The following is a 23,329-nucleotide window of genomic DNA, read 5'->3' as shown; positions in this document are numbered from 1 at the left end:
GGGTGGAGGCGCCGGTGGGGCGACGGGGCCCCATCGGCCCGCCACGGAAGGGGACGTGACGATGACGGTGCCGATCAACGACGAGCAGGGCCCCATCGCGGGCGTGCGCGAGGGCATGACGGTCCTCGACGCGGCCGGCGAGGACGTCGGGACCGTCGCGGAGGTGTCGCTCGGCGACCCGGCCGCGGCGACCGCGGACGGCCAGCGCGCGACCGGGTCCGGAGGGGTCGGCGGCCTGGTGGGCGCGGTGGTCGACGCCGTCGGCCGGGACTCCGACCTGCCGGAGGGGGAGCGGGACCGGCTGCTGCGGCTCGGCTACGTCCGCGTCCGCGGCGGGCTTCTCGGCGGGTCGCGGTACGCCGCGGGCGACGAGGTGGCGGCCGTGGAGGGCGACGTCGTGCGGCTCAGCGTGCCGCAGGAGCGCCTGGTCGGCGGCTGACGCCGACGCCTGCCCCGCCGCGCCGCGCAGCCCGCAGCAGGAGCACCCCCGCGGCGCCGAGGACGGCCCACGCCACCACCTGGAGCATCCAGAACGCCGGGTCGGACAGCTCGGCGGCCGGCGTGACGAGGTTCGACGAGGCGTACACGAGCGTGGTGTTCAGCAGCGCGTGCGCCCACGCCGCCGGCCAGACCGAGGCGGACAGCGCCCGCGCCGCACCGAGGACGAGAGCGGCGACCAGCAGGTTGACCGTCGTCGCGACCACCTCGCGTCCGGCCATCGCCCCGCCCTGGTGGTAGGCGACCAGCAGCGGCAGGTGCCACAGCGTCCACAGGCCGCCGATGCCCACGGTCGCGCGCACCAGCCCGTACCGCGCGAGGGTGGTGTGCAGGGCGCCGCGCCACCCGATCTCCTCACCGGTGACCGTCAGCATGCCCAGCACGGCGAGCGGCAGCACCAGCGGCAGCAGACCGGCGGCGTCCGGGGCCGGTCGCCAGTCGACCACGCCCAGCACGACGGACAGCAGGGTGGTCGCCGACGGGACGGCGACGAACACGGCGAGCACCAGCGCGCCGGTCCGCAGCACCCGGCCGGTCCGCAGCGGACGGAGCGCCGTCCACGTCAGGAAGGGGGTGCGGCGCCCGCTGCCGAGGTGCGCCACGAACGCCGACAGGGCCGGGGCCCAGGACAGACCCGGGACGACGGCGTTGAAGGTGTCGGCGTCCGCGCCGCCGACGAACAGCGGCACGAGCACGAGCGCCGTGATGAGTGCGAGCGTCCCGGTGAACCAGGCGAGGACGCGGCGCGGGTCCCGGTCGTCGGACGCGTGCTCCTCGGTCCCGCTGCGGGCGGCGCGGCCGGGTGTGGCGCTTCCGGTGGACGTCATGCTGGTCTCCTCGCCGGGCCACGGTGGCCCTCGCCGTCGACCCTCGCAGCGGGGGAGCCGCCGCCACATCACCCCGGCGGGCGGGCGGGCCTCACCCCGCGGGGTGAGGGGGACCGGCCAGGCCGTTGTCGTACGCGTAGATCACGACGTGCACCCGGTCGCGCAGGTCGAGCTTGGTCAGGACGGCCCGCACGTGCGACTTCACCGTGTTCTGCGTGAGGTGCAGCTGCGCCACGATCTCGCCGTTCGACCGTCCCGCGACGATCAGGTCGAACACCTCCCGCTCCCGTGGCGACAGCCGCGCGACCGCCTGGGGCCGGGGCACCGGCACGCGCCGCAGGTGCTCCACCAGCGACGCCGCCGCGGCGGGGGCCAACGCGGAGCTCCCGGCGGCCACGTCGCAGATCGCGTCGACCAGCGCCCCGGGGCGGGCGTCCTTCGTCAGGTACCCGCTGGCTCCGGCGCGCAGCGCGGCCAGGACCAGCTCGTCGACGTCGAACGTCGTCAGCGCCAGCACGCGGGTGCGCGGGCTGAGCCGCACGACCTGCTCGGTGGCGGCGATGCCGTCCAGGACGGGCATGCGGATGTCCCGAGCACCACGTCGACCGCGCGCTCCTGCACGGCGGCCACCGCGGCGCGCCCGTCGGCCACGGCCCCCACCACCTCGATGCGCCCGTCGGCGGCCAGCACGGTGGCGAGCGACTCGCGCAGCAGGGCCTGGTCGTCGGCGAGCAGCACCCGCACCGGCGGCGTCACGTCGCGCCCACCGTGGGCAGGCGGGCGGAGAGCGTCCAGCCCCGGCCGCGCTCCACCGCCAGCTCGCCGCCCGCGGCCTCGATCCGCCGCGCCGCGCCCGCGAGCCCGGAGCCGCTCCCCGCGGCGGGCTCCGGGTGGCCCGCCGGGCGTGGACCTGCGCCGCCGTCGTCCCGCACCGTCACGCGGACCACGTCACTCCCGCCGCCGTCACCGCCGTCGTCGGTCCGCCAGTCCACGTCCACCGCGATGTCGACCGGGGGCTCGACGTGCCGCAGCGCGTTGGTGATCCCCTCCTGGACCAGCCGGACGGCCGCCGACTCGGCGTCGGCCGGCATCACGCGCCGGTCGCCCCGCTCGGTCAGCGTCACGCGGTGCAGCGGCGTCGTCGCCGCCGCGACCAGCGCCGGCAGCCCGTCGAGGGACGGCACGACGTCCCCTGCGGCGCTGGGAGCCGCGTCGAGCACCCGCAGCATCCCGCGCAGGCCCAGCAGCGCGGCGCGGGCCGTGTCCGCGAGCTGGGCGAGCGCCTGCGCGGTCGCCGGCTCGCGCGTCCCGACGCGCGCCGCCTCCGCCTGGGCGACGACCAGCGTGAGCGAGTGGGCGATGACGTCGTGCAGGTCCCGGCGGATCTCGGCGCGCTCGGTGCGCCGGGCGAGCGCGAGACGCTCGGCCGCCCGGTCCGCCGCGCGACGGCGCTGCGCCCGCACGGCACGGGCGAACCCCCACACCGCGACCACCGCGGCGAGGAGCAGCGCCGTCTCCAGCAGCGGCATCCACATCGGCAGCGCCGCCCCGGTCGGCTCGCGCAGCACGGAGGCGGTCTCCGCGAGCGCCACGCCGGCGACCGCGACGCCCAGGGCCGGACCGGCCCAGCGACCGGGGCCTGCCGCGACCAGGCGCCACAACACGAGCAGGAAGCACAGGGACGACGGGGTGAGCACCCCGGTCGACCAGCCGGGCACCGGCACGACCGCCAGCAGGGCCATGGCGGCCGCCGCGGTCGCGAACGACGCGACCGGCCGGAGCGCAGCCCACCAGGCGGCGACGTGCAGCCCCACGGCTGCGGCGCCGACGGCCACGAGGTGGGTCGTGGCCGCCCCGCCGGCCGCCATGACCACGAGGAGCGCCGCCGTCGCGGGCGGGAGCACGGCGGCCGACAGCAGGACGCACAGCCGCCACGCGGACTCGTCCTGCGCCCCCGGGATCTGCATCGCGCCATTCTCCCCGAGATGCGGTCCGGCCGGACGCTCCGCACCCTGGGGGGACCGATCGGGAGGGGGCCCGCCCATGCGAGCCATGGTGTACCGAGGGCCGTACAAGGTCCGCGTGGAGGAGAAGGACGTCCCGGGGATCGAGCACCCGAACGACGCGATCGTGAAGGTGGTGCGGGCGGCGATCTGCGGCTCCGACCTGCACCTCTACCACGGGATGATGCCCGACACCCGGATCGGGCACACGTTCGGGCACGAGTTCATCGGGGTGGTCGAGCAGGTCGGCGCGTCCGTGCAGAACCTGCAGGTCGGGGACCGCGTGATGGTGCCGTTCAACATCTTCTGCGGGACGTGCTTCTTCTGCGCGCGGGGCCTGTACTCGAACTGCCACAACGTGAACCCGAACGCGACCGCCGTCGGCGGCATCTACGGGTACTCGCACACCACCGGCGGCTACGACGGCGGTCAGGCGCAGTACGTGCGGGTGCCGTTCGCGGACGTCGGCCCGCGGGTGATCCCGGACTGGCTGGACGACGAGGACGCGCTGCTGATGACCGACGCGCTGTCCACCGGGTACTTCGGCGCGCAGCTCGCGGACATCGCCGAGGGCGACACGGTCGCGGTGCTCGGCGCCGGCCCGGTGGGCCTGTTCGCCGCCCGGTCCGCGTGGCTCATGGGCGCGGGGCGGGTGGTCGTGGTCGACCAGCTCGACTACCGGCTGCGCAAGGCGGAGGAGTTCGCGTACGCCGAGACGCGCAACTACACCCACTTCGACGACATCGTGGTCGAGATGAAGAAGGCCACCGACGGCCTGGGGTTCGACCGGGTGATCGAGGCCGTCGGCGCCGAGGCGGACGGCAACCTGGTCCAGCACGTCACCGCCGCCAAGCTGAAGCTGCAGGGCGGGTCCCCGGTCGCGCTGAACTGGGCGATCGACGGCGTCCGCAAGGGCGGCACGGTGTCCGTCATGGGGGCGTACGGCCCGATCTTCTCCGCGGTGAAGTTCGGCGACGCGATGAACAAGGGCCTGACGCTGCGGATGAACCAGGCGCCGGTCGCACGGCAGTGGCCGCGCCTGCTCGAGCACATCCGCAACGGCTACCTGAAGCCGTCGGACGTCATCACGCACCGCATCCCCCTGGAGCACATCGCCGAGGGGTACCACCTGATGTCGTCGAAGCTCGACGGGATCATCAAGCCGGTCATCATCCCGGACGAGGACTGAGGGGCAGACCATGCCGTACCGCGCCGAGAAGCCGCCGCTGCCGGAGACCCCCGAGCAGCTCCGCGCCCGCATCCCCGGCTGGGGCGCCGACCTCGACCCCGCCGACCGCCCCTCCTACCCGCGGGAGCGGACGGACCTGGAGACGGGCGCCCACTGGGACCTGCCCGAGCAGCAGCCCGAGACGTCCCCCCGGGAGCGCTCGATCGAGCACGAGAGGCTCACGCCGGTCTTCGGCACCGCGCAGCCGCTGCACGGCCCGGCGGGGGCCGTCCGCCGGTACGCGTACGAGCGGTTCAGCGAGGGCCGCGCGGCGCACTGGCTGCTCCTGATCGCCGCCGACCGGGTCGAGTCGACCACCGCGCACCTGCGGTCGCTGGCGTCCACCCGGCCGGACGACCCGGTCACGGAGACGGGCGTGCTGTCCGAGCTGCGGCACCACCCGGTCGCCTCGCGCCGAGGGCGGGTCGACGTCCGCCACCAGGTGCTCGACCCGCTGCTCGTCGCGGGCCCGTGGATCGCCGGCGGGGTCGTCGCCGTCGCCGTGGTGCGGGGGCTCGTGCGGCGGCGCTGAGGGTCGCCGGGCCAGGGGCCGCCCGACGTACCCTGGTCGCCCCCGCCACGCGACCACCGGGAGCGACATGACGAACCTCGAGGCCGTCGCGACCGAGCGCGTCTGCACACCGGTCGCCGAGCCCGCCGCCGGCGCCGGCCTGCCCGCGGGGACGGAGCTGCTGGAGCCGCGCGACGTGCCGCTCGGCGGCATCCGCGCGATGACCGTGCGGCGCACGCTGCCGCAGCGGGCGCGGTCGTTCGTCGGCGCCTGGTGCTTCCTCGACCACTACGGGCCCGACGACGTGGCGGCGACCGGGGGGATGCGCGTGCCGCCCCACCCGCACACCGGGCTGCAGACGGTGTCGTGGCTGTTCTCCGGGGAGATCGAGCACCGCGACAGCCTCGGCACGCACTGCCTGGTCCGGCCCGGGGAGGTCAACCTCATGACCGCCGGGCACGGCATCAGCCACTCCGAGGACTCGACGGACGCGACCACCGTGCTGCACGGGGTGCAGCTCTGGACGGTGCTCCCGGAGGCCCACCGGGACGTCCCGCCGGCGTTCGACCACCACGTGCCGCCGGTCGTGCCGCTGCCCGGCGGCCGGGTGCAGGTGTTCCTCGGCTCGCTCGCCGGGTCGACGTCCCCGGTGCCGACGTTCGCCCCGCTGCTCGGGGCGGAGGTGCGCCTGCGCGCCGGCGAGGCGCACACGTTCGAGGTCGACCCCCTCTTCGAGCACGGCGTGCTGGTCGACACCGGCACCGTCGAGGTGGACGGGGTGGCGGCCCCGCTCCACCACCTGCTCTACCGCGCGCCGGGCGCCCGCACGCTGACGCTGCGCGCGGGCGACGAGGACGTCCGGGTGCTGCTGATCGGCGGGCAGCCGCTGGGCGAGCGGATCGTCATGTGGTGGAACTTCATCGGCCGGGACCACGACGAGGTCCTCGCCGCCCGCGGACGGTGGCAGGCGGAGGTCGCCGGCACCGCCCCGGGCCCGTCGCGGTTCGGCCGCGTCGAGGGGCATCCCCACCCGCCGCTGCCGGCGCCGCCCATCCCCGAGCTGCGCCTCAAGCCGCGCCGCTGACCGCCGGACGAGCGGCTGCGTAGGTGGTGGCTGGCGCCGACTAGGTGGTCCCGGGCGCGACATGCTGGCCGATCGCGACAGCGGGACGACGCGGGGGGCCGGTGGAGACCGAGGGGTTCGGGGTGACCGTCCGGGCGGTGCAGCGCTGGCTGCCCCGGGGGCGGGACGTCCTCGTGCGCGGGGAGCGCGGGTCGGGCAGGACGAGCGTGCTCGAGGCGCTGCTGACCGACGCGTCGCGTCGCGGGACCACCGCCGTGCTGCTGCGGGCGTCCGGTCCCGGCGACCTCGCGGCCCTGCTGGACCACGCCTCGGCGCCGGTGCGCACGCCGGACGCGACCGCGCTCGCGGACTGGCTCGTCGAGGAGCTGCCGACCCGGCGCAGCCTCCTGCTGGTCGACGACGCCGACCGGGTGGACGCCGGGAGCCTGGCGGTCGTCCGCCGCGTGCTCGGGCGCACCCCGTGCCTGCTGGTCGCGACCACGACGGCCGACCCGCTGCTGCACGGCTCGGCGGCCCTCCGGGAGGTGCTGCTGCACCGCCCGCCCGCCGTGGTGCGCGTGCAGCCCTTCGGGTTCCGGGCGGTGTCCGGCCTGCTCGCGGCCGTGCTCGGCGCGCCCGCGGACGCCGGGCTCACCGCCGCCGTGATGGCGCAGACCGGGGGGAACCCCCGCGCGGTGGTCGCGCTCGCCGACGCCGCGCGGGCGTCCGGGGCCGTCCGCCGCACGGACGGGCTGTGGGTGGACGCCGGCGACGCGGCCGACGTCCCGGTCGAGGCGGTCGCGTTCACGTTCCTCGCGGACGCGCCGCGCGAGCACGTCGAGGGGCTGGAGCTCCTGGCGGCGACGGGGCCCGTCCCCGCCGAGGTGGCGGACCTCCTCGTGCCCGCACCGGTCCTGGCCGAGCTCGCCGACGCGGGCCGCGTCGTGAGCCACGAGACCCCGGGGTCGGGGGAGGTGCTCGGGGTCGCGCCCCCGGCCCTCGCCCACGCCCTGCGTGCGCGGGTCGGTGCGGTCCGCCGCCGGCAGCTGGCCGCCCGCGTCACGGCCGCCGCGGGCGCGGCGTTCGCCCCGGTCGGGCCCCGTCAGGACGACCTCTCGGCCGTCCTGCTCCGCGAGGCCCCCGGGCAGGACGACGCCTACTGGAGGTGGACGGCCGAGCTCGCGGGCCTCGTGCGGGAGCGGGCGACCGTCGAGGAGGCCGCCCGGCGTTCCGCGTGGGTCGCCGCCCCCACGCTCGCGACCGCGAACGCCTACCTCGCGCTGCTCATGCGCCGTCCCGCGACCGAGCAGCTCGCGGCGGTGTTCGCGGGGACCCACCCGGGCGCGCGCGACTCCGCCGAGGACCGCGTGCTCCACGCGTACTACCGCATGCGGTGGGCGGCGTGGGCGGGCCTCCCGGACGAGGACGCCGAGGCGGGGATCGCGCGCGTCGGCGCCGACCTCGGCCCGCTGCTGCGGCTGCGCGACCTCAAGCGGCGGCTCGTCGCCGACCTGGCCGCGGGGCGCCCGCCGCGCGAGCTCGCCGACGAGCGGACGGACGCCCCGTCGCTGCGGTTCCTCCGCGGCTGGCCGGAGGTGGTGCGTGCCGCCGCCCTGCTCGAGGCGGGCCGGCCCGCCGAGGCGCTGCGGGCGTGCGGGCCGGGCGCCCCCGACGGCGCCGACCCCGAGGTCGTGCACTACCGGGCGGCGCTGCGGGGCGAGAGCCTGCTGATGTCCGGGCGGATCGCCGAGGCCGAGCAGTGGGAGCGCCGGCTGCTCGACACCGCGTCCGACGCGGTGGACGCGCTGGGCATCCGCGTCCACGCGTGCGTCCTGGCGGAGGTCCTGTACTTCGCCGGGCAGCCCGACGCCGCGTGGCGCGTCGTGAGCACGTCGCTGCGGCTCGGCGCGGCGGGCCCGATCGAGACGACGTTCCACCGCCGCGGGCTGACGCTCGGCGCGGTGCTGCAGGCCCACGCCGGCAACCCCCCGCTGGCCCAGGTGCTGCTGCGGGAGCTCGACAAGACCCCGCAGTCGTACCACCCGCTCGTGCGCTCGCTGCGCGTCCTCGCGCACGTCGCCCTCGCGACCGTCTCCGGCGACAGCACGGCTCCGGGGCAGACCGCGTGGCAGGCGGGGCAGCGGTACGCCGAGGCGGGCCTGCTGCAGCCGGCGCTGCTGGCCTGGGTCGGCGGCCCGGCGAACCTGACCCCGGCGCGCGCCGCCACCGTGCGGGAGGTGCTGGCCCGGACCTCCGTGCCGCTGCTCGAGCCGTACGTGCGGCTGCTGCTGGCCGTCGCGGACCGCGACGTGGAGGAGGCCGCCCGCCACCTGGCCGCGACGCGCGCCGACGTCGCGCCGGCGCTGGTGCGGGCCGGGGAGGACCTGCTGGGGATCGCCCCGGCGGACCCGGGAGGCGCCCGACCCCGGCTGGTGCGCGTCGAGCCGCTCTCCGGGCGCGAGCAGGAGGTCGCCGTCCTCGCGCGGGAGGGCCTCACCAACCGGCAGATCGCCGACCGGCTCTACCTGAGCGTGCGCACGGTCGAGAACCACATGAGCCGCGCGCTCCGCAAGCTCGGCTACGTCACGCGCGCGGAGCTCGCGGGGTGGCGGGCGGGCTGACGTCCGGGCCGCCCGCGCGCCGCACGGGCACGCCCTGGCGCAGCGCCCGCGGGATCTCCGCGACCGCGTCCACGGCGGCGACCAGCCGCTCGGCCTCGGCCGGCGACGGGCCGGACAACCGCACCGCGTACTCCACGCCCGTGGACGCCCACGTGACCGTGTCGAAGCCCCCGGTGGCGGTCACCTCCGCACCGTCCAGCGGGACCCCGAGCGCCGCCGCCTCGCGGAACAGGTCGTTCAGGACGCAGCCGGCGACCGCGAGGTGCAGCAGGTGCGCGCCGGTGAACGCACCACGGACCTCCACGCCGCCCTCCGTCCAGCGGTGGGGGAGCCGGGCTGTCGCCCCCTCGACGTGCAGCGAGCCGGCAGCGACGGTCACGGCGTACTCCTCGGGGACCGGCACGGGTCTCCTCCTCACCGACGAACGCGGCGGACGGGCGGGCGCACTACCCAGTGCAGCACGGACCGAGCGGCGTCGGAACCCTCAATCGGCCCCCGGGAACCCCTGACGGGAGCGGTCCCAGTACCCATCTCGGCCCCGCCCGGGCACCCAGGGGCACCTGAGGGGTCGGGTGGGTGGCCTAGAAAGGTCCGGTCGGTGGGGTCCGCAGCGGCTGACGGGCCCCACCGACACCCACCAGCCCCGGTGCCCGGCACCCGCCCCCCGCCGGGCACCGGTCCCCCGGGGTGAGGATCGGTCCCCGGGTGGGCGCCGGCCCGCCGTCGGGCGCCGGTTCGCCGGCGGGCGCGCGCGTGATCCCGGTCACGGCAGGGTCCGCCGACCTGCGACGACGGAACCCCTCCGCCGCACCCGCTGTGAGCGTTCACCCGAGGGGACGCCAGGTTGTTGACCGCTGCACCATCCCAGGTCCATAGTTCTGTCCCGACGGTGCGCATCGCCTGCCCCCTGCGCGGTGCGCACCGTCGACGACGTCCCGGGCCGGGAGTCCCGCAGAGCCGCGGGTCAGGCGTCCCGGAGGTCCGCCGGCGAGGCACCCGGCGAGCGCGGTCCAGGCCCCCGGCGGGCGGTCCGTCCCCCGGCGCCTCCTCGCGGGCGCCCTGGGGTCCGGCACCTCGCGGGCGTCCTGCGGTCCGGCACCTCGCGGGCGTCTTCCGGTCCGGCACCTCGCGGACGCCTTCCCGTCCGGCACCCGGCGGCCCCGGTCGCACGGGGCCCCGGACCGAGCCGCCGGCCCCTGCGCGACCCGCCGGAATCCGCGTGATCACCCGGCACGGCGGCGCGTCACACCCTGCGCCCGAGCCACGGCGGATAGCGTGCTGCGGGTGAAGGTCCCCGCTCGCCGCCCCGCCACCGGACAGCCGGCCGCCTCCTCGGAGGCCGCCGTCCCCGCGCCGCGCGCGGACGCCCCCGCGACGGGCACCGAGGACGCCGGACCCCGGCCGGAGCGGCACGCCACGCCCGGCGGCGACGCCCCCGCGCCCGACGCCGGCCCCGTCCTCGTCGAGCCCCCCGCGCCCGAGGAGCTCGTCGCCGGCGCCACCAGCACGTGGCGCGCGGCGCTCGTCGAGGCGGCCGGCGGGTCCACGCTCGCGGACGTCGAGCTGCTCGGCGACGCCGCGCTCGACCTGTCCGCCGCCCACCCCTCCGGTATCGCCCAGCTGTTCGCCGGCCGGGAGACGCGGCTGTCGAACCTCGTGCGCGAGGGTGCCGCCCTCGGCACGGCCCGTCGGCGCGCCCGCGCGGTGGCGGCCCGGGCCGCGACGTACGCGCAGCAGTACGGCATCGCGCCGACGTACCTGGCGATCGGCGTCGCCTCCTGGACCGAGCACAGCACCCCGGACGTCGCCACCGACGACGTCGCGGCCATCGCGACCGCGACGCGCGAGACCGGCGGCGCCCGGCCCGCGGGTGCGGAGGAGGACACGGCGGGACCGGCCACGGTCGCCCGCAAGGTCCGCGCGCCCGTGCTGCTGCGTCCCGTGTCGCTGACGGCCCGCGGCACGGCGGAGAGCGACTACGAGCTGACCCTCGAGCCGTCGCTCGAGGTCAACCCGGTGCTGGCGCGCGCGCTGCGGTCGCGCGGTGCCCTGCTGGACCCCGGTGCGGTCGCCCGCAGCGCGTTCACGGGCTCCGGCTTCGACCCCCGTGACGCCGTCGCCCGCCTCACCTCGCTCGGGACCGCCGTGCTGGACGACTTCCAGCTCGTGGACCGCATCGTCGTGGGGACGTTCGTCCACCCGGGGCAGGTGCTCGTCGACGACCTCGACCGGCTCGCGGCCGGGCTGGAGCGCCACGAGGTCGTCGCGGCGCTCGCGGGCGTCACGGAGGCCGTCGAGGCGCTCGCCGTGCCCCTGCCGTCCCCGGTGCGCGGCGACCGCGACCCGGCGGCCGAGCGCGGCGTGGGCGACCTCGACCCGGCCCAGCAGCACGTGCTCGACGTGGTGGCCGGCGGGGCGCACGTGTTCGTCGACGCCCCCGCCGACAGCGACGTCACCGGCACGCTCGCCGCGCTGGTCGCGGACGCCGCCGCCGACGGCCGCACGGTGCTGTACGTGCCGGGGCACCGTCGTGCGGCCGTCGCGCTGCAGGAGCGGCTGGAGCGGCTCGGCGTCGGCGAGGTGCTGCTGGACGTGGCGCCCGACGCCGCCTGGCGCGCCGCGTCGGTCCGCCGCCTCATGGGCGCCATGACGCTGGACGTCGACCCCGGCGACCCCGCCGGGACGGCCGAGCTGCGCCGCCGGCTCGTCGAGCGCCGGGAGCGCCTGCGCGGCTACGTCGACGCGCTGCACCTGGTGCGGCGGCCGTGGGAGGCGTCCGCGTACGACGCGTTCCAGGCGCTCGCGCGGCTGACCGCCCAGCGCCCGGCTCCGCGGACGACGGTGCGGCTGCGCCCGGACGTCGCGCGAGCGCTCGACGCGGACCGGCGCCGGGCCGTCGCGGCGGACCTGGCCGAGGCCGCGCGCGCCGGCGCGTTCACGCTGCGTCCGGTCGACACCCCCTGGTACGGCGCGGTGCTGCTCTCCGACGCCGAGGCGGCCGACGCGCTGCGCCGGGTGGAGCGGCTCGCGGGCGACGACGGGCTCCCGGCGCTGCAGCGCCGGATCGCGGAGGTCGCCGACGTCACGGGATTCACCCCCGCGACGACGCTCGCGACGTGGGCCGAGCAGCTCGAGGTGCTCGCGGGGGTCCGCGGGGCGCTCGACGTGTTCCAGCCGCTCGTGTTCGAGCGCAGCCCCTCCGACATGGTGGCCGCCACCGCCTCGAAGGCGTGGCGCGCGGAGCACGGCAGCCCGATGGGGTACTGGCTGCGCCGTCGGCTGCGCAAGCAGGCCAAGGACCTGCTGCGACCCGGCCGGCCCGTCGCCGACCTCCACGCGGCGCTCGTCGACGTCCAGCGTCAGCGGGAGATCTGGCAGGCGCACTGCCCGGCGGGCGGCTGGCCCCGGCTGCCCGAGGGCCTGGCGGACATCGAGGCGGAGCACCGCGCCGTGCGGGCCGACCTCGACGCTCTCGCGCCGGTGCTGGCCGGCACCCCGGAGGGCGCGGAGCTGCTGCACCGGCCCGTCGCCGACGTGCTGGACCGGATGCGCCGGCTCGTGGCCGGCTCCGGCGCGCTCACCGACCTGCCCGGGCGCACCCGCCTCGTGCGGTCGCTCGTCGCGGACGGCCTCGGGGACCTCCTCGACGACCTCGCGGACCGCCGCGTCCCGGCCGACCTGGTGACCGCCGAGCTCGAGCTCGCGTGGTGGAGCACCGTGTTCGAGCAGGTCCTCGCCGCCGACCCCGCGCTCGCCGGCTACGACGGCCGGACGCTGGGGAGGCTCGCCGCCGAGTACCGCGAGCTCGACCTCGCGCACACCGCGGCGCTCGCCGGCCCGGTGCGCGCCCGCGCCGCGGCGCACGTGCGCTCCGCGATGGCGGCCCACCCGGACCAGACCGAGGCGCTGTTCGCCGAGCTCGTCGAGGACCGGCTCACCGGCCTGCGGGAGACCTTCGAGCGGTACCCGGACGTCGCGCGCCGGCTGCGCCCCGTGCTCGCCGCCGCCCCGATGCTCGTCCCGCAGGTCCTGCCCCCGGCCCGCACGGTGGACCTCGTGGTGCTCGACGCGGCCGCGCACCTGCCGGTCGAGGTCGCGCTGCCCGCCATCGCCCGCGGCCGCCAGGTCGTGGTCGTCGGCGACCGCCGCTGCGCGTCCGGCACGGCCGTGCGGGAGCTCGCGGACGTCCTGCCGACGGTCCCGCTGCGCGCCGACGCGTCCCGCCGCGACCCGTACCTCACGGCGTTCCTCGCGGCCCACGGCTACGGCGACGTGCTGTCGCCGACCCCGCTGCCCACCGCGACGGCGGCGGTCGGGCACCACCTCGTCGACGGCACCGGCATGCCCGACGGCTCCGGGGCCGTGCAGAGCACGCGCGCCGACGTCGACCGCGTGGTCGAGCTCGTCATCGAGCACGCGCTCACCCACCCGGAGGAGTCGCTCGCGGTGGTCACCGCCTCCGCCCTGCACACCGCCCAGGTGCGCGAGGCGGTGCTCGCCCAGGTGCGGGACTCGCCGTCGCTCGCCGCCTGCCTCGACGGGTCCCGGCCCGAGCCCTTCGTGGTCACGGACCTCACGAACGTCGCCGGGCTGCGCCGCGACGCGCTCATCCTGTCGCTCGGGTTCGGGCGGACGCCCCACGGCCGGGTGCTGCACCGGTTCGGTCCGATCAGCGGTCCCGGCGGCGACGCCCTGCTGCTCGCGGCGCTCGGCGTGACGCGGCACCGCCTCGACGTGGTGTCCTGCTTCGCCACGGCCGACATCGACCCCGAGCGCCTGCGCGGACCCGGGCCCCGGCTGCTGGCCGACCTGCTGCGGTTCGCCGAGCGGCGTGCGGCGGGCGAGACGGACACGGCGGTGGAGCCGGTGGTGGTCGACGAGGCCGCCGGTGGCAGCGTCGTCGCCGGTGCGACCGACGACGCGGGGAACGACGCCGCCACGTCCGCGGACGCGGCGGTGCCGGAGACGTCCCGGCCGGACGCCGCCCCGGCGACCCGGGGGGACGCCACCGCCGAGCCCGACCGCCTGGTGGTCGACCTCGCCGAGCGGCTCTGGCGCCACGGGCTCGTCGTGGAGCTCGACCACGGGCTGCCCGGCGGCCTGCACCTGCCGCTCGCCGTGGGGCACCCGGACCTGCCGGGCGAGCTGCTGGTCGCCGTGCTCACCGACGACGACGCGTACCTGGGCGAGCCGAGCGTGCGGGTGCGCGACCGGCAGGTCGCCGAGCGCCTCGAGCGGCTCGGGTGGAGCGTGCTGCGCGTGTGGTCCGCAGCCGCGTTCCTCGACCCCGCCTCCGAGGTCGACCGGATCCGCCGCGCGCTGCACGCCGTGGCCGACCGCCGGATCGCCGAGGCCGAGGCCGAGCGCCGCCGGGGCCTGCTCCTCGTGCCCGAGGCACCACTGCTCGTCCCCGAGGCGCCGCTGCTCGACGACGACGGCCGCGGACCGGCTCCGACGCTCACCGGGTTCGCGGTGCCGCCGACCGGCGGTCTGCCCGCCGGAGGGGGTGCGCGCCCGGAGGAGGTCCGCGTGCCGGCTCCGGGCGGCCGTGGCGCCGACGCGGGCGTCACCGGACCCGAGGAGGTCCGCGCACCTGCCGTGGCGGCGGACCGAGAGGCCGGGAGCACCCCGACCGGCGCGCCGGAGGAGGTCCGGTCCCCGGCCCCGACCGCGTCGGCGCCGGGTGGCGCCGCCGGGGCGACGTGGACGCCGCCGCCGGCCCCTGCTGCGACGGGCCCGGGTGCGACGGGCCCGGGTGCGACGGGCCCGGGTGCGACGGGCCCGGGTGCGACGGCGCAGGCGCAGGGCGGGACGGACACGGGCGCTTCCCCCGCCCGTCCCGCCGACGAGCGTGCCTCCGCCGGGCCGCGCCCGTCCACGTCCCCGATCCCCGCGACCGCCTCGCAGATCCCCGGCGTCATGGAGGCCGCGGCTCCCATGACCGGCGCGGTCCGCGCCGTGCAGCCGACGCTGGCGGTGCCCGGCGGGCCCCGGCCCGACGTGCGCCCGGGCCTGCCGATCAGCGCCTACTCCGACGACCAGCTCGACGACCTCGTGGCGTGGCTGGTGTCGGACGGCAGCGAGCGGACGCCGGAGGAGCTGGGCGCCGCGCTGCGCCGGGAGCTCGGCGTCACGCGGCGCGGGGCGCGGGTCGACTCGGTGGTCGCGGCGGCCGTGCGGCGGGCGACCAGCGGCAGCTGAGACCGCGCGCTGCGGCGGGCGACCGCTCCGATCGCGAGCGTGCGGCGGGTGACCGCTCCGATCGCGAGCGTGCGGCGGGCGACCGCTCCGATCGCGAGCGTGCGGCAGGCGACCGCTGCGATCGCGACCGTGTGCCGGCGCCTGGACGGGACGGCCAGCGCGCGGCGGGTGGCCCCTGCGAGCGCGGAGGAGCGGGTGCCGGAGATGACGCCCGGGCCCGGCCGCTCGCGGTCACCAGTGCGGCGGGACGTCCCGGAGCAGGCGGTCGTCGTTCGTGTCCGACCGCTCGTCGCCCCAGCCGGTGTCCGAGTCGTCGGCGCTGCGCCCCGGGATCACGGGAGCGTCGTCCACCGCGCGGCGGGTCGGGGGCGTGGCGGCGGGTCGGGGCTCGGTCGGCGGTGTGGTCACCTCGCCAGTGTCCCACCGACCCGGGTGGCGGTCAGGTGCCGCGCACAGGCGGCACCGCGCGGTGCCGGTGCGGGTCGGCGTCAGATCGGGGGCTGCGGTGCGGCGTGCGCGCCGGGACCCGAGCCGGCCGGCGGCGCGCCCGGGGCCGGGGGCGGCGTGGCGCCCTGCCCGGCGGCGAGCAGGTCGCGGATCTCCTGGAGCAGCAGGATGTCCTCCGACGGGCGGGCCGGCTCGGCCTCTATGCCCCGCTTGCGGCGCTCGGCCAGCTTGTTCAGCGGCAGCACGATGACGAAGTAGACCGCCGCCGCCGTGATGAGGAACTGCAGCAGCGCGTTGAGGATCACGCCGACGTTGATCTCGGCGTCGTTCCGGCCGCTGATGACCCAGAGCTCGGAGATGTCCGGCTTGCCGAAGATCATGGCGATGAGCGGGCCGATCAGCCCGCTCTGCACGGCCGTGACCACCGCGCCGAACGCGGCGCCGATGACGACGCCGACCGCGAGCTCCACGGCGTTGCCCCGCGAGATGAAGTCCTTGAATCCCTGGAAGACGCCGGAGAGGCCCCGCGCGCGCTCCGTGGTGCTGCGCAGGCCCTGGCGTAGTGCGTCGCTCATGTCGTGAACTCCTCCGGTGCCCGTCGTGAGCACGTCCGGTGCCGGGTGGTCCGGGCATCATCCCACGATGACCGCACCGAGCACCCGGGAGGACGCGGCCGCGCCCAGGGACACGGCCTCGTCCGGCCGCACCGCGAGCAGCACCGGCCCGTCGGCGGCGGACCCGTCGCGCAGGCCGTCGCCCCGGTCGGCCGCAGCCGCTCCCGGCCCGTCCGCCGCGCCGCCCGAGGCGTCCCCGGCGCCGCTGCCCGCGGGGGCGAGCACGACGGCGCCGCGCGCCAGGCGCTCCGGCTCGTCGCCGTCCAGGACGGGCGCGGCGACCACGTCGACGAGCACTCCCGGGCGGAGCAGCGCGGCCACGCCCGCGTCCGCGAACCGGACGGGCACCACGACCGTGCCCTCCGGCGGGACAGCGGCCTCGTCCGCGAGCAGCTCCGGCACCAGCGGGAGGCCCAGCGGCACCGCGACGAGGAGCGGGCGGCCCGTGACGTCGTCCGCGCGCGGGACGTCGCGGTGCGGGACGAGCGCCGGCGGGACCTGCTGCAGGTGGACGTCCCGCGGCCGCAGGACGGCGCCGGCCGGCAGGTCCCGGGCGGCGACGGGTACCTCGACGGTGGGCGGGTCGGGCGGCCGCACCTGCTCGACGACGGCCACCACCGCGAGGGCGGCGCACAGGGCGGCGAGGGGGCGCCGGGCCCGCCAGGCGAGCAGCCGCAGCGCCCGCCGGGTGGCGGGGGAGATCCGACCGGTCAGGGGCATGCCGCGACGCTAGGCGCGGGGGAGCGACCCGTCCGGCCGCGGCGGGCGCGGGTGGGGACGGCGCACCGTGCGGTGTGCTGTGGAGGAGCGGGTGCCCGTGTCGCGGGCGGGACCGCGCGGGCTCAGCCGGCGGCGGGCTTCGCGGCGGACGAGGAGGAGGACGTCGAGGACGTCGACGTGCTCGACGACCCGCCCGACGACGACCCGCCCGACGACGAGTTGCCCGACGACGTGGTGCTCGACGACGACGAGCTGCTCGAGCCCGAGGTCCGGCCGGACCGGGAGTCGGTCCGGTAGAAGCCCGATCCCTTGAAGACGACGCCGACGGCGGAGAAGACCTTGCGCAGCCGGCCGCCGCAGCTCGGGCACTCGGTGAGCGCCGCGTCGCTGAAGGACTGGTGGATGTCGAAGGCGTGGCCGCACTCGGTGCAGGTGTACGAGTAGGTGGGCACTGCTGTCTCCCGCGGATGACGTGACCTGGTGGGGGAGGGGCCGGTCGTCCGCGCGGTGGTCGGCGGCGGGCCTGGCACTCTCCGTGTCCGAGTGCCAATGATACGCGCCCCCGGGATGTTCCCCCGGAGCGGTCGCGATCAGGCGCCCAGGTGGTACCAGCGCTCGGGGGTCGCGACCATGTCGACCCTGCGGTCGTGGGGCTCGCGCGGCAGGGGACGGACCTCCGCGTCGTAGAGCTCCTCGGCGAACACCAGGGCGATGACCGGGGTGCCGGGGCGTGCGTGGGCGAGGGCGCGGTCGTACCAGCCACCGCCCTGGCCGAGGCGGGTACCGGACGTGTCGACGGCGAGCGCCGGGGCGACGATCACGTCGGCCTCCGCGAGCGCCTCCGCCCCGAGGGACGGCGTCGAGGGCTCCGGCGGGCGTCCGGGTGCGCGCTGCAGCAGGTCGTGCCGGCCGGCGTACCGCGCCCACTCGCGCTGCAGCCCCGCGCCGAGGACGGGCAGCAGCACCTCGATCTGCCGCCCCGCGAGGGAGTCGAGCAGCGGGCCGGTGTCGGGCTCGGTGGGTCGCGCCGAGTACACCGCGACGCACCGGGCGTCGGCCAGGGCGGGGATCGTCTCGACGACGTCGACGAACGCGTCCGCCGCCTCCGTGCGCCTCCGGGCCGACCGTGCCTGCCGGGCCGCGCGCAGGAGGGCCCGGAACTCGTCCTTCACCTCGGTCACCGTGCTGCCCTCGGAGACGTGCGGGTACGGCTGGGCGACGGCGCTCATGCCCCTAGTGTCGCAAACGCCCGGGGGCCGCAGCAGGACCAACGGCGGACAGCGCGTCGGCGCGAGCCCCGGGCGGGACCCGCGGGCGGGCCGTCCCCGGCGCGGTGCGTGCGCCCGCCGCGGCGCCCGCCGGGCAGAATGCGGGCATGAGATCCGTGCAGGACCAGCTCGCGGCGGTGCTGGCCGCGGTGGGCCCGGTGTCCCCGCTCGACGTCGTGCTCTCCGACGCGGCGGGCTGCATCCTCGCCGAGGACCTGGTCGCCCCCGCCGACGTGCCGTCGCGGCCGGTCGCCGCGTGCGACGGGTACGCGGTCGCGAGCGGGGACCTGCACGGTGCGGGCGCGCCGGTGCTCCCGGTCGCCCACGACGTGCTGGCGGGGGATCCCGCCGCGCTGCGCCTCGCGCCCGGCCAGGCGGTGCGGATCGCGTCGGGCGGGCCGGTGCCCGCGGGTGCGGACGCCGTCGTCGCCGCGGAGGACACCGACCGCGGGGCCGTGCGCGTGACGCTGCACCGGCTGCCCGTGCCCGGCGTGAACGTGCGGCCTGCCGGCGCGGACACGGCCCGGGGGTCGGTCGTCCTGGCCGCGGGGACGCGCCTGGGCGCCCGGCAGCTCGCCGTCGCGGCGGCCAGCGGCCGGGGGCGGCTGCGCGTGCACCCCGCCCCGCGCGTGGTCCTGGTCTCGACCGGGTCCGAGCTGACCGAGCCGGGCACGCCCCGGCGCGACGGCGGTGTCTACGAGGCCGCCGGCCACGCGCTGGAGGCGGCCGTCCGCGACACCGGAGCGACACCGGTGCGGGTGGGCGTGGTGACGGACGACCGCGCCGTGCTGAGCGAGGCGCTCGAGGACCAGCTCGTGCGCGCGGACGTCGTGGTGACGACCGGGGGGCTGTCGGAGTCGCAGCACGACACGCTCGCGGACGTGCTCGCGCCGCTGGGCACCGTCCGGTTCGACCAGGTCGCGATGGCACCGGGCTACCGGCACGGCTTCGGGACGGTGGGCGGCGGCGCGGGGGCCGTCCCGCTGTTCGCCCTGCCGGGCCACCCCGTCGCCGCGCAGGTGGCGTTCGAGGTGTTCGTCCGCCCCGCCCTGCGCGCGATGGCGGGGCACACCGACCTGTTCCGGCCGTCGGTCGCGGCGCGTGCGGACGTGGGCTGGGAGTCGCCGGCCGGTGTGCGCCAGTTCGTGCCGGCCGCGGTCGTGGGGTCGCCGAGCGAGGGCTACCGCGTGACGCCGGTGGGCGACCCCGGTGTGCCGTCGGTGACGGGGCTCGCGCACGCGAACGCGCTGGCCGTGGTGGGCGAGCAGGACACCGCCGTCGTGGCCGGGCAGGTCGTGCACTGCCTGGTGCTGGAGGGCTGATGCCGCGCGGCTGGCCGGTCGTGCTGACCGACGGCGACGTGGCCCTCCGGCCGCTGCGCCGCACCGACGAGGCGGTGTGGATGCGGCTGCGCGCCGCGAACGCCGCGTGGCTGGAGCCGTGGGACGCGACCTCGCCCGAGCCGCTCAGCGGGCGGCGCCCCACGTTCCCGCAGTTCGTGCGGACGCTCGACCGGCAGGCCCGCTCGGGGTCGTCGCTGCCGTTCGCCGTCGAGCACGAGGGCGAGCTCGTCGGGCAGCTCACGGTCTCGGGCATCACGTACGGCTCGCTGTACTCGGCGTCGATCGGGTACTGGATCGCGCGGCACGTGGCGGGCCGCGGCATCACGCCGACGGCGGTGGCGCTCGCGACGGACCACTGCTTCGCGGGCCTCGGGCTGCACCGCGTCGAGGTGAACATCCGCCCGGAGAACGGCCCGTCGCTGCGCGTGGTGGAGAAGCTGGGGTTCCGCGACGAGGGCCTGCGCGAGCGCTACCTGCACATCCAGGGCCGGTGGTGCGACCACCGGACGTTCGCCCTCACGACGGAGGACGTCCCCGGCGGGCTGCTCGCGCGCTGGCACGCGGCGCGGACGCCGCGCGCCTGACGGGCCGGGCGCGGGACCGGGGAATCACACCGGTGTGATTTCCCCGCGGACACGCCGCGAGGGGTCCGGTCGCACCGCGCGCGCGGCCCCTACCGTCGTGGAGTGTACGAATTCGCCGGACCGGCCGCCCTCGCGGTGGTCGTCCTGTGGATCGCGTACCTGGTGCCGCACAAGCTGCGGCACCGGCAGCAGCTGCTCGAGTCGCGGACCGACGACCGGTTCTCCGACGCGTTGCGGGTGCTGGCGGTGACGGGCCCCGCGGGGTCGGGTCGGCGCCGGCGTCCGGACGCGGCACGGGGGGTCCGGCAGGACTGCGGCCCGGTGGACAAGCGAGCCGGGTTGCTCACCCCGGGCACGGGGACCCGGCTCGCCGGAACGGACAGAGGAGCCACGGACGTGGACCGACCGCACGGGACCCAGGACAGGGTCGGCGCCGACGCAGCCCGCCGCGCCGCGCAGCTCCAGGCCGCCCACGCCGCGGCGACCGCCCGCCGTGGCGCCGCCGCGCGCCGCCGCGGGGTGCTCGCGGGCGCGCTGCTCGTGGCGACGGCCGCCGGGTGGGTCGTCGTCGCGGCGACCGCCGTCGGCGTGCTCGCCGGGCTGGTGCCGACCGTGCTGCTCGCGACCGTGCTGGGCCTCGGCCGCCGCGCCGTCGTGCAGGGCCAGGCCGCCGAGGCGGAGTGGGAGCGGCGGATCGCCGAGGCGCACGAGGTCGCCCGCTCCCGCGCGTCCCGCCCGGCCCGGACGCACGCGGCGGGTCGCGCGGTGCACCCCTCGTCGGCGGACACCCAGGCGATCACCCGCGTCCGCGTCGACGAGGCGCCGGCCGGGCGTCCCGTGCGCGACGGCGGGCGCGAGGGCGACACGTGGTCCCCGGTCGCCGTGCCGCGGCCGACCTACGCGATGAAGGCGCCCGCACCGCGCCGCGAGCCGGCTCCGCTGGGCGAGGTCGAGGGCTCGACGCACGCCGCTCCGGCGCGCACGCCGGTCGCCGACCGCGACCTCGCCCCGGTCGCGACGGGCGCGCCCGCCGAGGCCCCGGCCGCCGAGCAGCCCGCGGAGACCGGTGCCTCGCCCGCCGTGGCGGAGGCCGGACGGGCCGCCGAGACGCTCGCCGCGCCGGAGCCCCCGACGGGGTCGATCGACCTGGACGCCGTGCTCGCGCGGCGTCGCGCGGCCGGCGAGTAGCCGCGCACCGCGGTGTCGTGAGCACCCCTCACCGGGTGCTACGCTGTTCACCGCTCAAGGGGCTGTGGCGCAGTTGGTAGCGCGTCTCGTTCGCAATGAGAAGGTCAGGGGTTCGAATCCCCTCAGCTCCACCAGTGCTTAGGCCCGGGATCATCACGATCCCGGGCCTTCGTCGTGTTCGGCGTGTGGAAGCCCGGGGGACATGTGGGGGAACATCCGAGGGGAGAATGCCGGACGGACGATCGTCGCTCCAGCCATGATGTCGTCATGGCTGGCTATCGCCCACCGCTGACCGAGCATCAGATCGACCTCCTGCGCTGGGTGAGCGATGGCTGCCCGGAGGGCACGTACGACGGGTACGGGTACCGGGGATCGGCGCGCAACCTGGAAGCGCGGGGGCTACTCAGTATCAAGGGTCGGGGCGCATCCTGGACCGCGACGATCACCGAGGAGGGCGAGCGTCACCTCGAGGCTCGCACCGACGACCCGGGGCTCGTGCCGCAGAGACCAAGGCCCGCCAGATCTGGTGCGAAGGTGACGACGCCGGCGAGTGAACCTCGCCCGGAGCAAGTTCGACCAGCAGTGGCGAAGCCGAAGGCGACCGCATACGTCCGCAAGACTGACGTGATGATGGACGAACTGCGTGGCGCGCCGGACGGCCGGTTGACGATCAACCCCGATGAGCGAGATCGCTACGCGCGGCTCGTCTCGTTGGCAAAGCGCCGCGGGCTGGTGCCTGAGGGCATGTCTCTAGAGATCACGCATAAGTGGGCGCGGACTTCGGAAGGCGCGGCGGTCTGGTTGCAGCCGTTGCCGGAGTGGCAGACCCGCACTCTGGCGCGCGTCCCGGTCGCTATCGACTCAGAATCCTTGACCGACGTGGTCAACAAGCTTGACGCCCGAGCAGACGTCGAGTTCGACCCGAACGTACGACCTCGAGCGCTGCGGATCCTCGATGCGTTGGTTCGAGAGGTCCGAGCGCGTGGATACAAGGTGCGCGCTGGCCGCGCCCCCGTTCTCATGACCGAGGCTCGGCGTGACGAGTACGTCGACCCAGATCGGCTCGGGCACCTTCGCGTACAGATCGGCGACGACGTCACGCACCTCTGCCTGACGCAGGTGCTCGTGAGCGTCCCCCACGTCGCAACGAAGGCCGAGCTCGCGCGCTCCGGACGAGGGTGGGGACCGCCGCCGGAGTTCGACCAAGTGCCATCGGATCGGCTGCAGGTCGTGCTGCACGGCGACGGGACCGTGCACTGGGGATCGCGTTGGGCGGACACCCAGGACGCCCCGCTGGAGGAGTCGCTCGCCCGGGTGCTGCAAGAAGCGGAGTTGCGTCACCAGGCGCTTGAGGACCGGCGTGCCGAGCGAGCGAGGAAGGAGGCGGAGACGCGAAAGCGGTGGGAGGAGGCGCGATCGCTCGCGGTCAAGGAGTTCCGGGCCGACCATCGAGTTCACGTCCTGCTGGACCAGATCAAGCAGCTCCGGCTCGTGGCGGAGATCCGGGAGTACGCAGCCGCAGTTCGCGCAGTCGCCGACGGCTACGAAGATGTCGCCCAGCAGGGCGCTGCGCGCGAGTGGGCGGACTGGGCGGCCACGTACGCCGACTCGATCGACCCGTTCCGCGAACCGATTCACGAACCCGCGGACGCAAAGCCCTCGGACAAGGCTCTGGCCGAGTACATGCATCCCTGGAGCCCGACCGGGCCGTACCAGACTGTGCGTCCGTTCGGGTTCACTGAGCCCACGGCACCGGAACGTGGATCATGGTGGCAGGACCGTTCGATCCCGCCTTGGAGGCGCTGAGTTTCTCGGGACTTGGGTGCAGGCCTCCACGGTGCGGATGGGTGCCTCCGCACGTCCTCCGCAGGCACCCACACGGCGCCGGTCATGACGCGCAGGTCCCCGATGCGCACGCGCACGACGGCGTCCGCTCCGGAGCCCCACCACTCGACGGCGACAGTGTCGAGCTGCTCGTCGCCGGTGGCCCACCGCAGGGTCGCGGTGACGGGGATGGGGTCGTCGACGTCGTGGTGCGTGCCGCGGGGGACCGGGCGGGCGTTGAGCAGGGGCGCGGCGGCGCGGACGCGCGCCATGCCGCCCGGGGCGGTCTGCGTGAGGTCCACCCCGGCATCGTCGGCCCCGGGGCTGACACGAGGCGGCAGGGCGGGCCACCATTCGGTGGAGGAGTCCGCGGCGCGCCACGCCTCGTC

General features: G+C 77.1%; 20 protein-coding genes and 1 tRNA gene. 11 read left to right on the top strand and 10 right to left on the bottom strand.

Annotation, left to right across the window (positions count from 1 at the left end):
* The first annotated feature begins 61 nt into the window (after positions 1–61).
* Complete coding sequence (locus tag P9841_RS07090; RefSeq protein WP_283321353.1) at positions 62–439, top strand: hypothetical protein; 378 nt, start codon at positions 62–64, stop codon at positions 437–439.
* Here P9841_RS07090 and P9841_RS07085 read toward each other — a convergent pair.
* The 4 genes from P9841_RS07085 to P9841_RS07075 form a co-directional block, all read right to left on the bottom strand.
* Entirely contained in the window at positions 405–1,325 is a 921-nt protein-coding gene (locus tag P9841_RS07085; RefSeq protein ID WP_283321352.1) for a CPBP family intramembrane glutamic endopeptidase, read from the bottom strand. The genes P9841_RS07090 and P9841_RS07085 overlap by 35 nt on opposite strands.
* 91 nt (positions 1,326–1,416) lie before the next feature.
* A complete protein-coding gene (locus P9841_RS07080) occupies positions 1,417–1,905 on the bottom strand; it encodes a LuxR C-terminal-related transcriptional regulator (RefSeq protein ID WP_349306936.1) in 489 nt (162 codons plus the stop codon).
* Positions 1,830–2,081 (bottom strand): response regulator transcription factor, encoded by a 252-nt coding sequence (locus tag P9841_RS18995; protein ID WP_349306935.1) that lies wholly within the window; start codon positions 2,079–2,081, stop codon positions 1,830–1,832. Before P9841_RS18995 ends, P9841_RS07080 begins: the two co-directional genes overlap by 76 nt.
* Positions 2,078–3,292, bottom strand: a complete 1,215-nt coding sequence (locus P9841_RS07075; RefSeq protein ID WP_283321351.1) for a sensor histidine kinase — start codon at positions 3,290–3,292, stop codon at positions 2,078–2,080. The genes P9841_RS18995 and P9841_RS07075 overlap by 4 nt, the downstream gene beginning before the upstream one ends.
* A 76-nt stretch (positions 3,293–3,368) precedes the next feature.
* Here P9841_RS07075 and P9841_RS07070 point away from each other — a divergent pair, with 76 nt between their 5' ends.
* The 4 genes from P9841_RS07070 (at position 3,369) to P9841_RS07055 (ending at position 8,751) form a co-directional block, all read left to right on the top strand.
* Complete coding sequence (locus P9841_RS07070) at positions 3,369–4,517, top strand: zinc-dependent alcohol dehydrogenase (protein ID WP_283321350.1); 1,149 nt, start codon at positions 3,369–3,371, stop codon at positions 4,515–4,517.
* A gap of 10 nt (positions 4,518–4,527) precedes the next feature.
* Entirely contained in the window at positions 4,528–5,088 is a 561-nt protein-coding gene (locus P9841_RS07065) for a hypothetical protein (protein WP_283321349.1), read from the top strand.
* A gap of 67 nt (positions 5,089–5,155) precedes the next feature.
* The gene (locus P9841_RS07060) at positions 5,156–6,151 is read left to right on the top strand and encodes a pirin family protein (RefSeq protein WP_283321347.1); all 996 of its coding nucleotides are present in this window, start codon (positions 5,156–5,158) and stop codon (positions 6,149–6,151) included.
* A gap of 101 nt (positions 6,152–6,252) precedes the next feature.
* The gene (locus P9841_RS07055; protein ID WP_283321346.1) at positions 6,253–8,751 is read left to right on the top strand and encodes a LuxR C-terminal-related transcriptional regulator; all 2,499 of its coding nucleotides are present in this window, start codon (positions 6,253–6,255) and stop codon (positions 8,749–8,751) included.
* Here P9841_RS07055 and P9841_RS07050 read toward each other — a convergent pair.
* Entirely contained in the window at positions 8,714–9,154 is a 441-nt protein-coding gene (locus P9841_RS07050) for an OsmC family protein (RefSeq protein WP_283321344.1), read from the bottom strand. The genes P9841_RS07055 and P9841_RS07050 overlap by 38 nt on opposite strands.
* Positions 9,155–10,035: 881 nt before the next feature.
* On the opposite strand from P9841_RS07050, the gene P9841_RS07045 reads away from it, so the two are divergent.
* A complete protein-coding gene (locus P9841_RS07045) occupies positions 10,036–14,952 on the top strand; it encodes a PDDEXK-like endonuclease domain-containing protein (RefSeq protein ID WP_283321343.1) in 4,917 nt (1,638 codons plus the stop codon).
* 231 nt (positions 14,953–15,183) lie between these two features.
* Here P9841_RS07045 and P9841_RS07040 read toward each other — a convergent pair whose 3' ends face one another.
* The 5 genes from P9841_RS07040 to P9841_RS07020 all read right to left on the bottom strand — a co-directional run bounded on the left by P9841_RS07040 (position 15,184) and on the right by P9841_RS07020 (position 17,962).
* Positions 15,184–15,360, bottom strand: a complete 177-nt coding sequence (locus tag P9841_RS07040; RefSeq protein ID WP_283321342.1) for a hypothetical protein — start codon at positions 15,358–15,360, stop codon at positions 15,184–15,186.
* A gap of 80 nt (positions 15,361–15,440) precedes the next feature.
* On the bottom strand, positions 15,441–15,974 hold the full coding sequence (gene mscL, locus P9841_RS07035) for a large conductance mechanosensitive channel protein MscL (protein WP_283321341.1): 534 nt from the start codon (positions 15,972–15,974) through the stop codon (positions 15,441–15,443).
* 57 nt (positions 15,975–16,031) lie between these two features.
* Positions 16,032–16,733 (bottom strand): SAF domain-containing protein, encoded by a 702-nt coding sequence (locus tag P9841_RS07030; protein WP_283321339.1) that lies wholly within the window; start codon positions 16,731–16,733, stop codon positions 16,032–16,034.
* Between the two features lie 122 nt (positions 16,734–16,855).
* Positions 16,856–17,185 (bottom strand): FmdB family zinc ribbon protein, encoded by a 330-nt coding sequence (locus tag P9841_RS07025; RefSeq protein ID WP_283321337.1) that lies wholly within the window; start codon positions 17,183–17,185, stop codon positions 16,856–16,858.
* Positions 17,186–17,323: 138 nt separating this feature from the next.
* Positions 17,324–17,962, bottom strand: coding sequence for a 5-formyltetrahydrofolate cyclo-ligase (locus P9841_RS07020; RefSeq protein WP_283321336.1), 639 nt, complete (start codon positions 17,960–17,962; stop codon positions 17,324–17,326).
* A 146-nt stretch (positions 17,963–18,108) separates the two neighbouring features.
* On the opposite strand from P9841_RS07020, the gene P9841_RS07015 reads away from it, so the two are divergent.
* The 5 genes from P9841_RS07015 (at position 18,109) to P9841_RS06995 (ending at position 22,922) form a co-directional block, all read left to right on the top strand.
* Complete coding sequence (locus P9841_RS07015) at positions 18,109–19,323, top strand: molybdopterin molybdotransferase MoeA (protein WP_283321335.1); 1,215 nt, start codon at positions 18,109–18,111, stop codon at positions 19,321–19,323.
* Positions 19,323–19,928, top strand: coding sequence for a GNAT family N-acetyltransferase (locus tag P9841_RS07010; RefSeq protein ID WP_283321333.1), 606 nt, complete (start codon positions 19,323–19,325; stop codon positions 19,926–19,928). The genes P9841_RS07015 and P9841_RS07010 overlap by 1 nt, the downstream gene beginning before the upstream one ends.
* Positions 19,929–20,030: 102 nt before the next feature.
* Complete coding sequence (locus P9841_RS07005) at positions 20,031–21,116, top strand: SepX/GlpR family protein (protein ID WP_283321331.1); 1,086 nt, start codon at positions 20,031–20,033, stop codon at positions 21,114–21,116.
* Positions 21,117–21,174: 58 nt separating this feature from the next.
* Positions 21,175–21,250 (top strand) — tRNA-Ala (locus P9841_RS07000).
* A 133-nt stretch (positions 21,251–21,383) separates the two neighbouring features.
* Positions 21,384–22,922, top strand: coding sequence for a hypothetical protein (locus P9841_RS06995; RefSeq protein ID WP_283321330.1), 1,539 nt, complete (start codon positions 21,384–21,386; stop codon positions 22,920–22,922).
* Positions 22,923–23,329: the final 407 nt, after the last annotated feature.

Source organism: Cellulomonas sp. ES6 (assembly GCF_030053835.1).
In the GTDB taxonomy this organism is placed as follows: Bacteria; Actinomycetota; Actinomycetes; order Actinomycetales; family Cellulomonadaceae; genus Cellulomonas.
This window is presented reverse-complemented; position numbering and strand designations above follow the sequence as displayed.

What these genes read in the sequence shown, in the direction of transcription:
- P9841_RS07090 (WP_283321353.1), top strand. Translation starts at nt 62, where the DNA reads ATGACGGTGCCGATCAACGACGAGCAGGGCCCCATCGCGGGCGTGCGC.
- P9841_RS07085 (WP_283321352.1), bottom strand. Translation starts at nt 1,325, where the DNA reads ATGACGTCCACCGGAAGCGCCACACCCGGCCGCGCCGCCCGCAGCGGG.
- P9841_RS07080 (WP_349306936.1), bottom strand. Translation starts at nt 1,905, where the DNA reads ATGCCCGTCCTGGACGGCATCGCCGCCACCGAGCAGGTCGTGCGGCTC.
- P9841_RS07075 (WP_283321351.1), bottom strand. Translation starts at nt 3,292, where the DNA reads ATGCAGATCCCGGGGGCGCAGGACGAGTCCGCGTGGCGGCTGTGCGTC.
- P9841_RS07070 (WP_283321350.1), top strand. Translation starts at nt 3,369, where the DNA reads ATGCGAGCCATGGTGTACCGAGGGCCGTACAAGGTCCGCGTGGAGGAG.
- P9841_RS07065 (WP_283321349.1), top strand. Translation starts at nt 4,528, where the DNA reads ATGCCGTACCGCGCCGAGAAGCCGCCGCTGCCGGAGACCCCCGAGCAG.
- P9841_RS07060 (WP_283321347.1), top strand. Translation starts at nt 5,156, where the DNA reads ATGACGAACCTCGAGGCCGTCGCGACCGAGCGCGTCTGCACACCGGTC.
- mscL (WP_283321341.1), bottom strand. Translation starts at nt 15,974, where the DNA reads ATGAGCGACGCACTACGCCAGGGCCTGCGCAGCACCACGGAGCGCGCG.
- P9841_RS07030 (WP_283321339.1), bottom strand. Translation starts at nt 16,733, where the DNA reads ATGCCCCTGACCGGTCGGATCTCCCCCGCCACCCGGCGGGCGCTGCGG.
- P9841_RS07020 (WP_283321336.1), bottom strand. Translation starts at nt 17,962, where the DNA reads ATGAGCGCCGTCGCCCAGCCGTACCCGCACGTCTCCGAGGGCAGCACG.
- P9841_RS07015 (WP_283321335.1), top strand. Translation starts at nt 18,109, where the DNA reads ATGAGATCCGTGCAGGACCAGCTCGCGGCGGTGCTGGCCGCGGTGGGC.
- P9841_RS07010 (WP_283321333.1), top strand. Translation starts at nt 19,323, where the DNA reads ATGCCGCGCGGCTGGCCGGTCGTGCTGACCGACGGCGACGTGGCCCTC.
- P9841_RS06995 (WP_283321330.1), top strand. Translation starts at nt 21,384, where the DNA reads ATGGCTGGCTATCGCCCACCGCTGACCGAGCATCAGATCGACCTCCTG.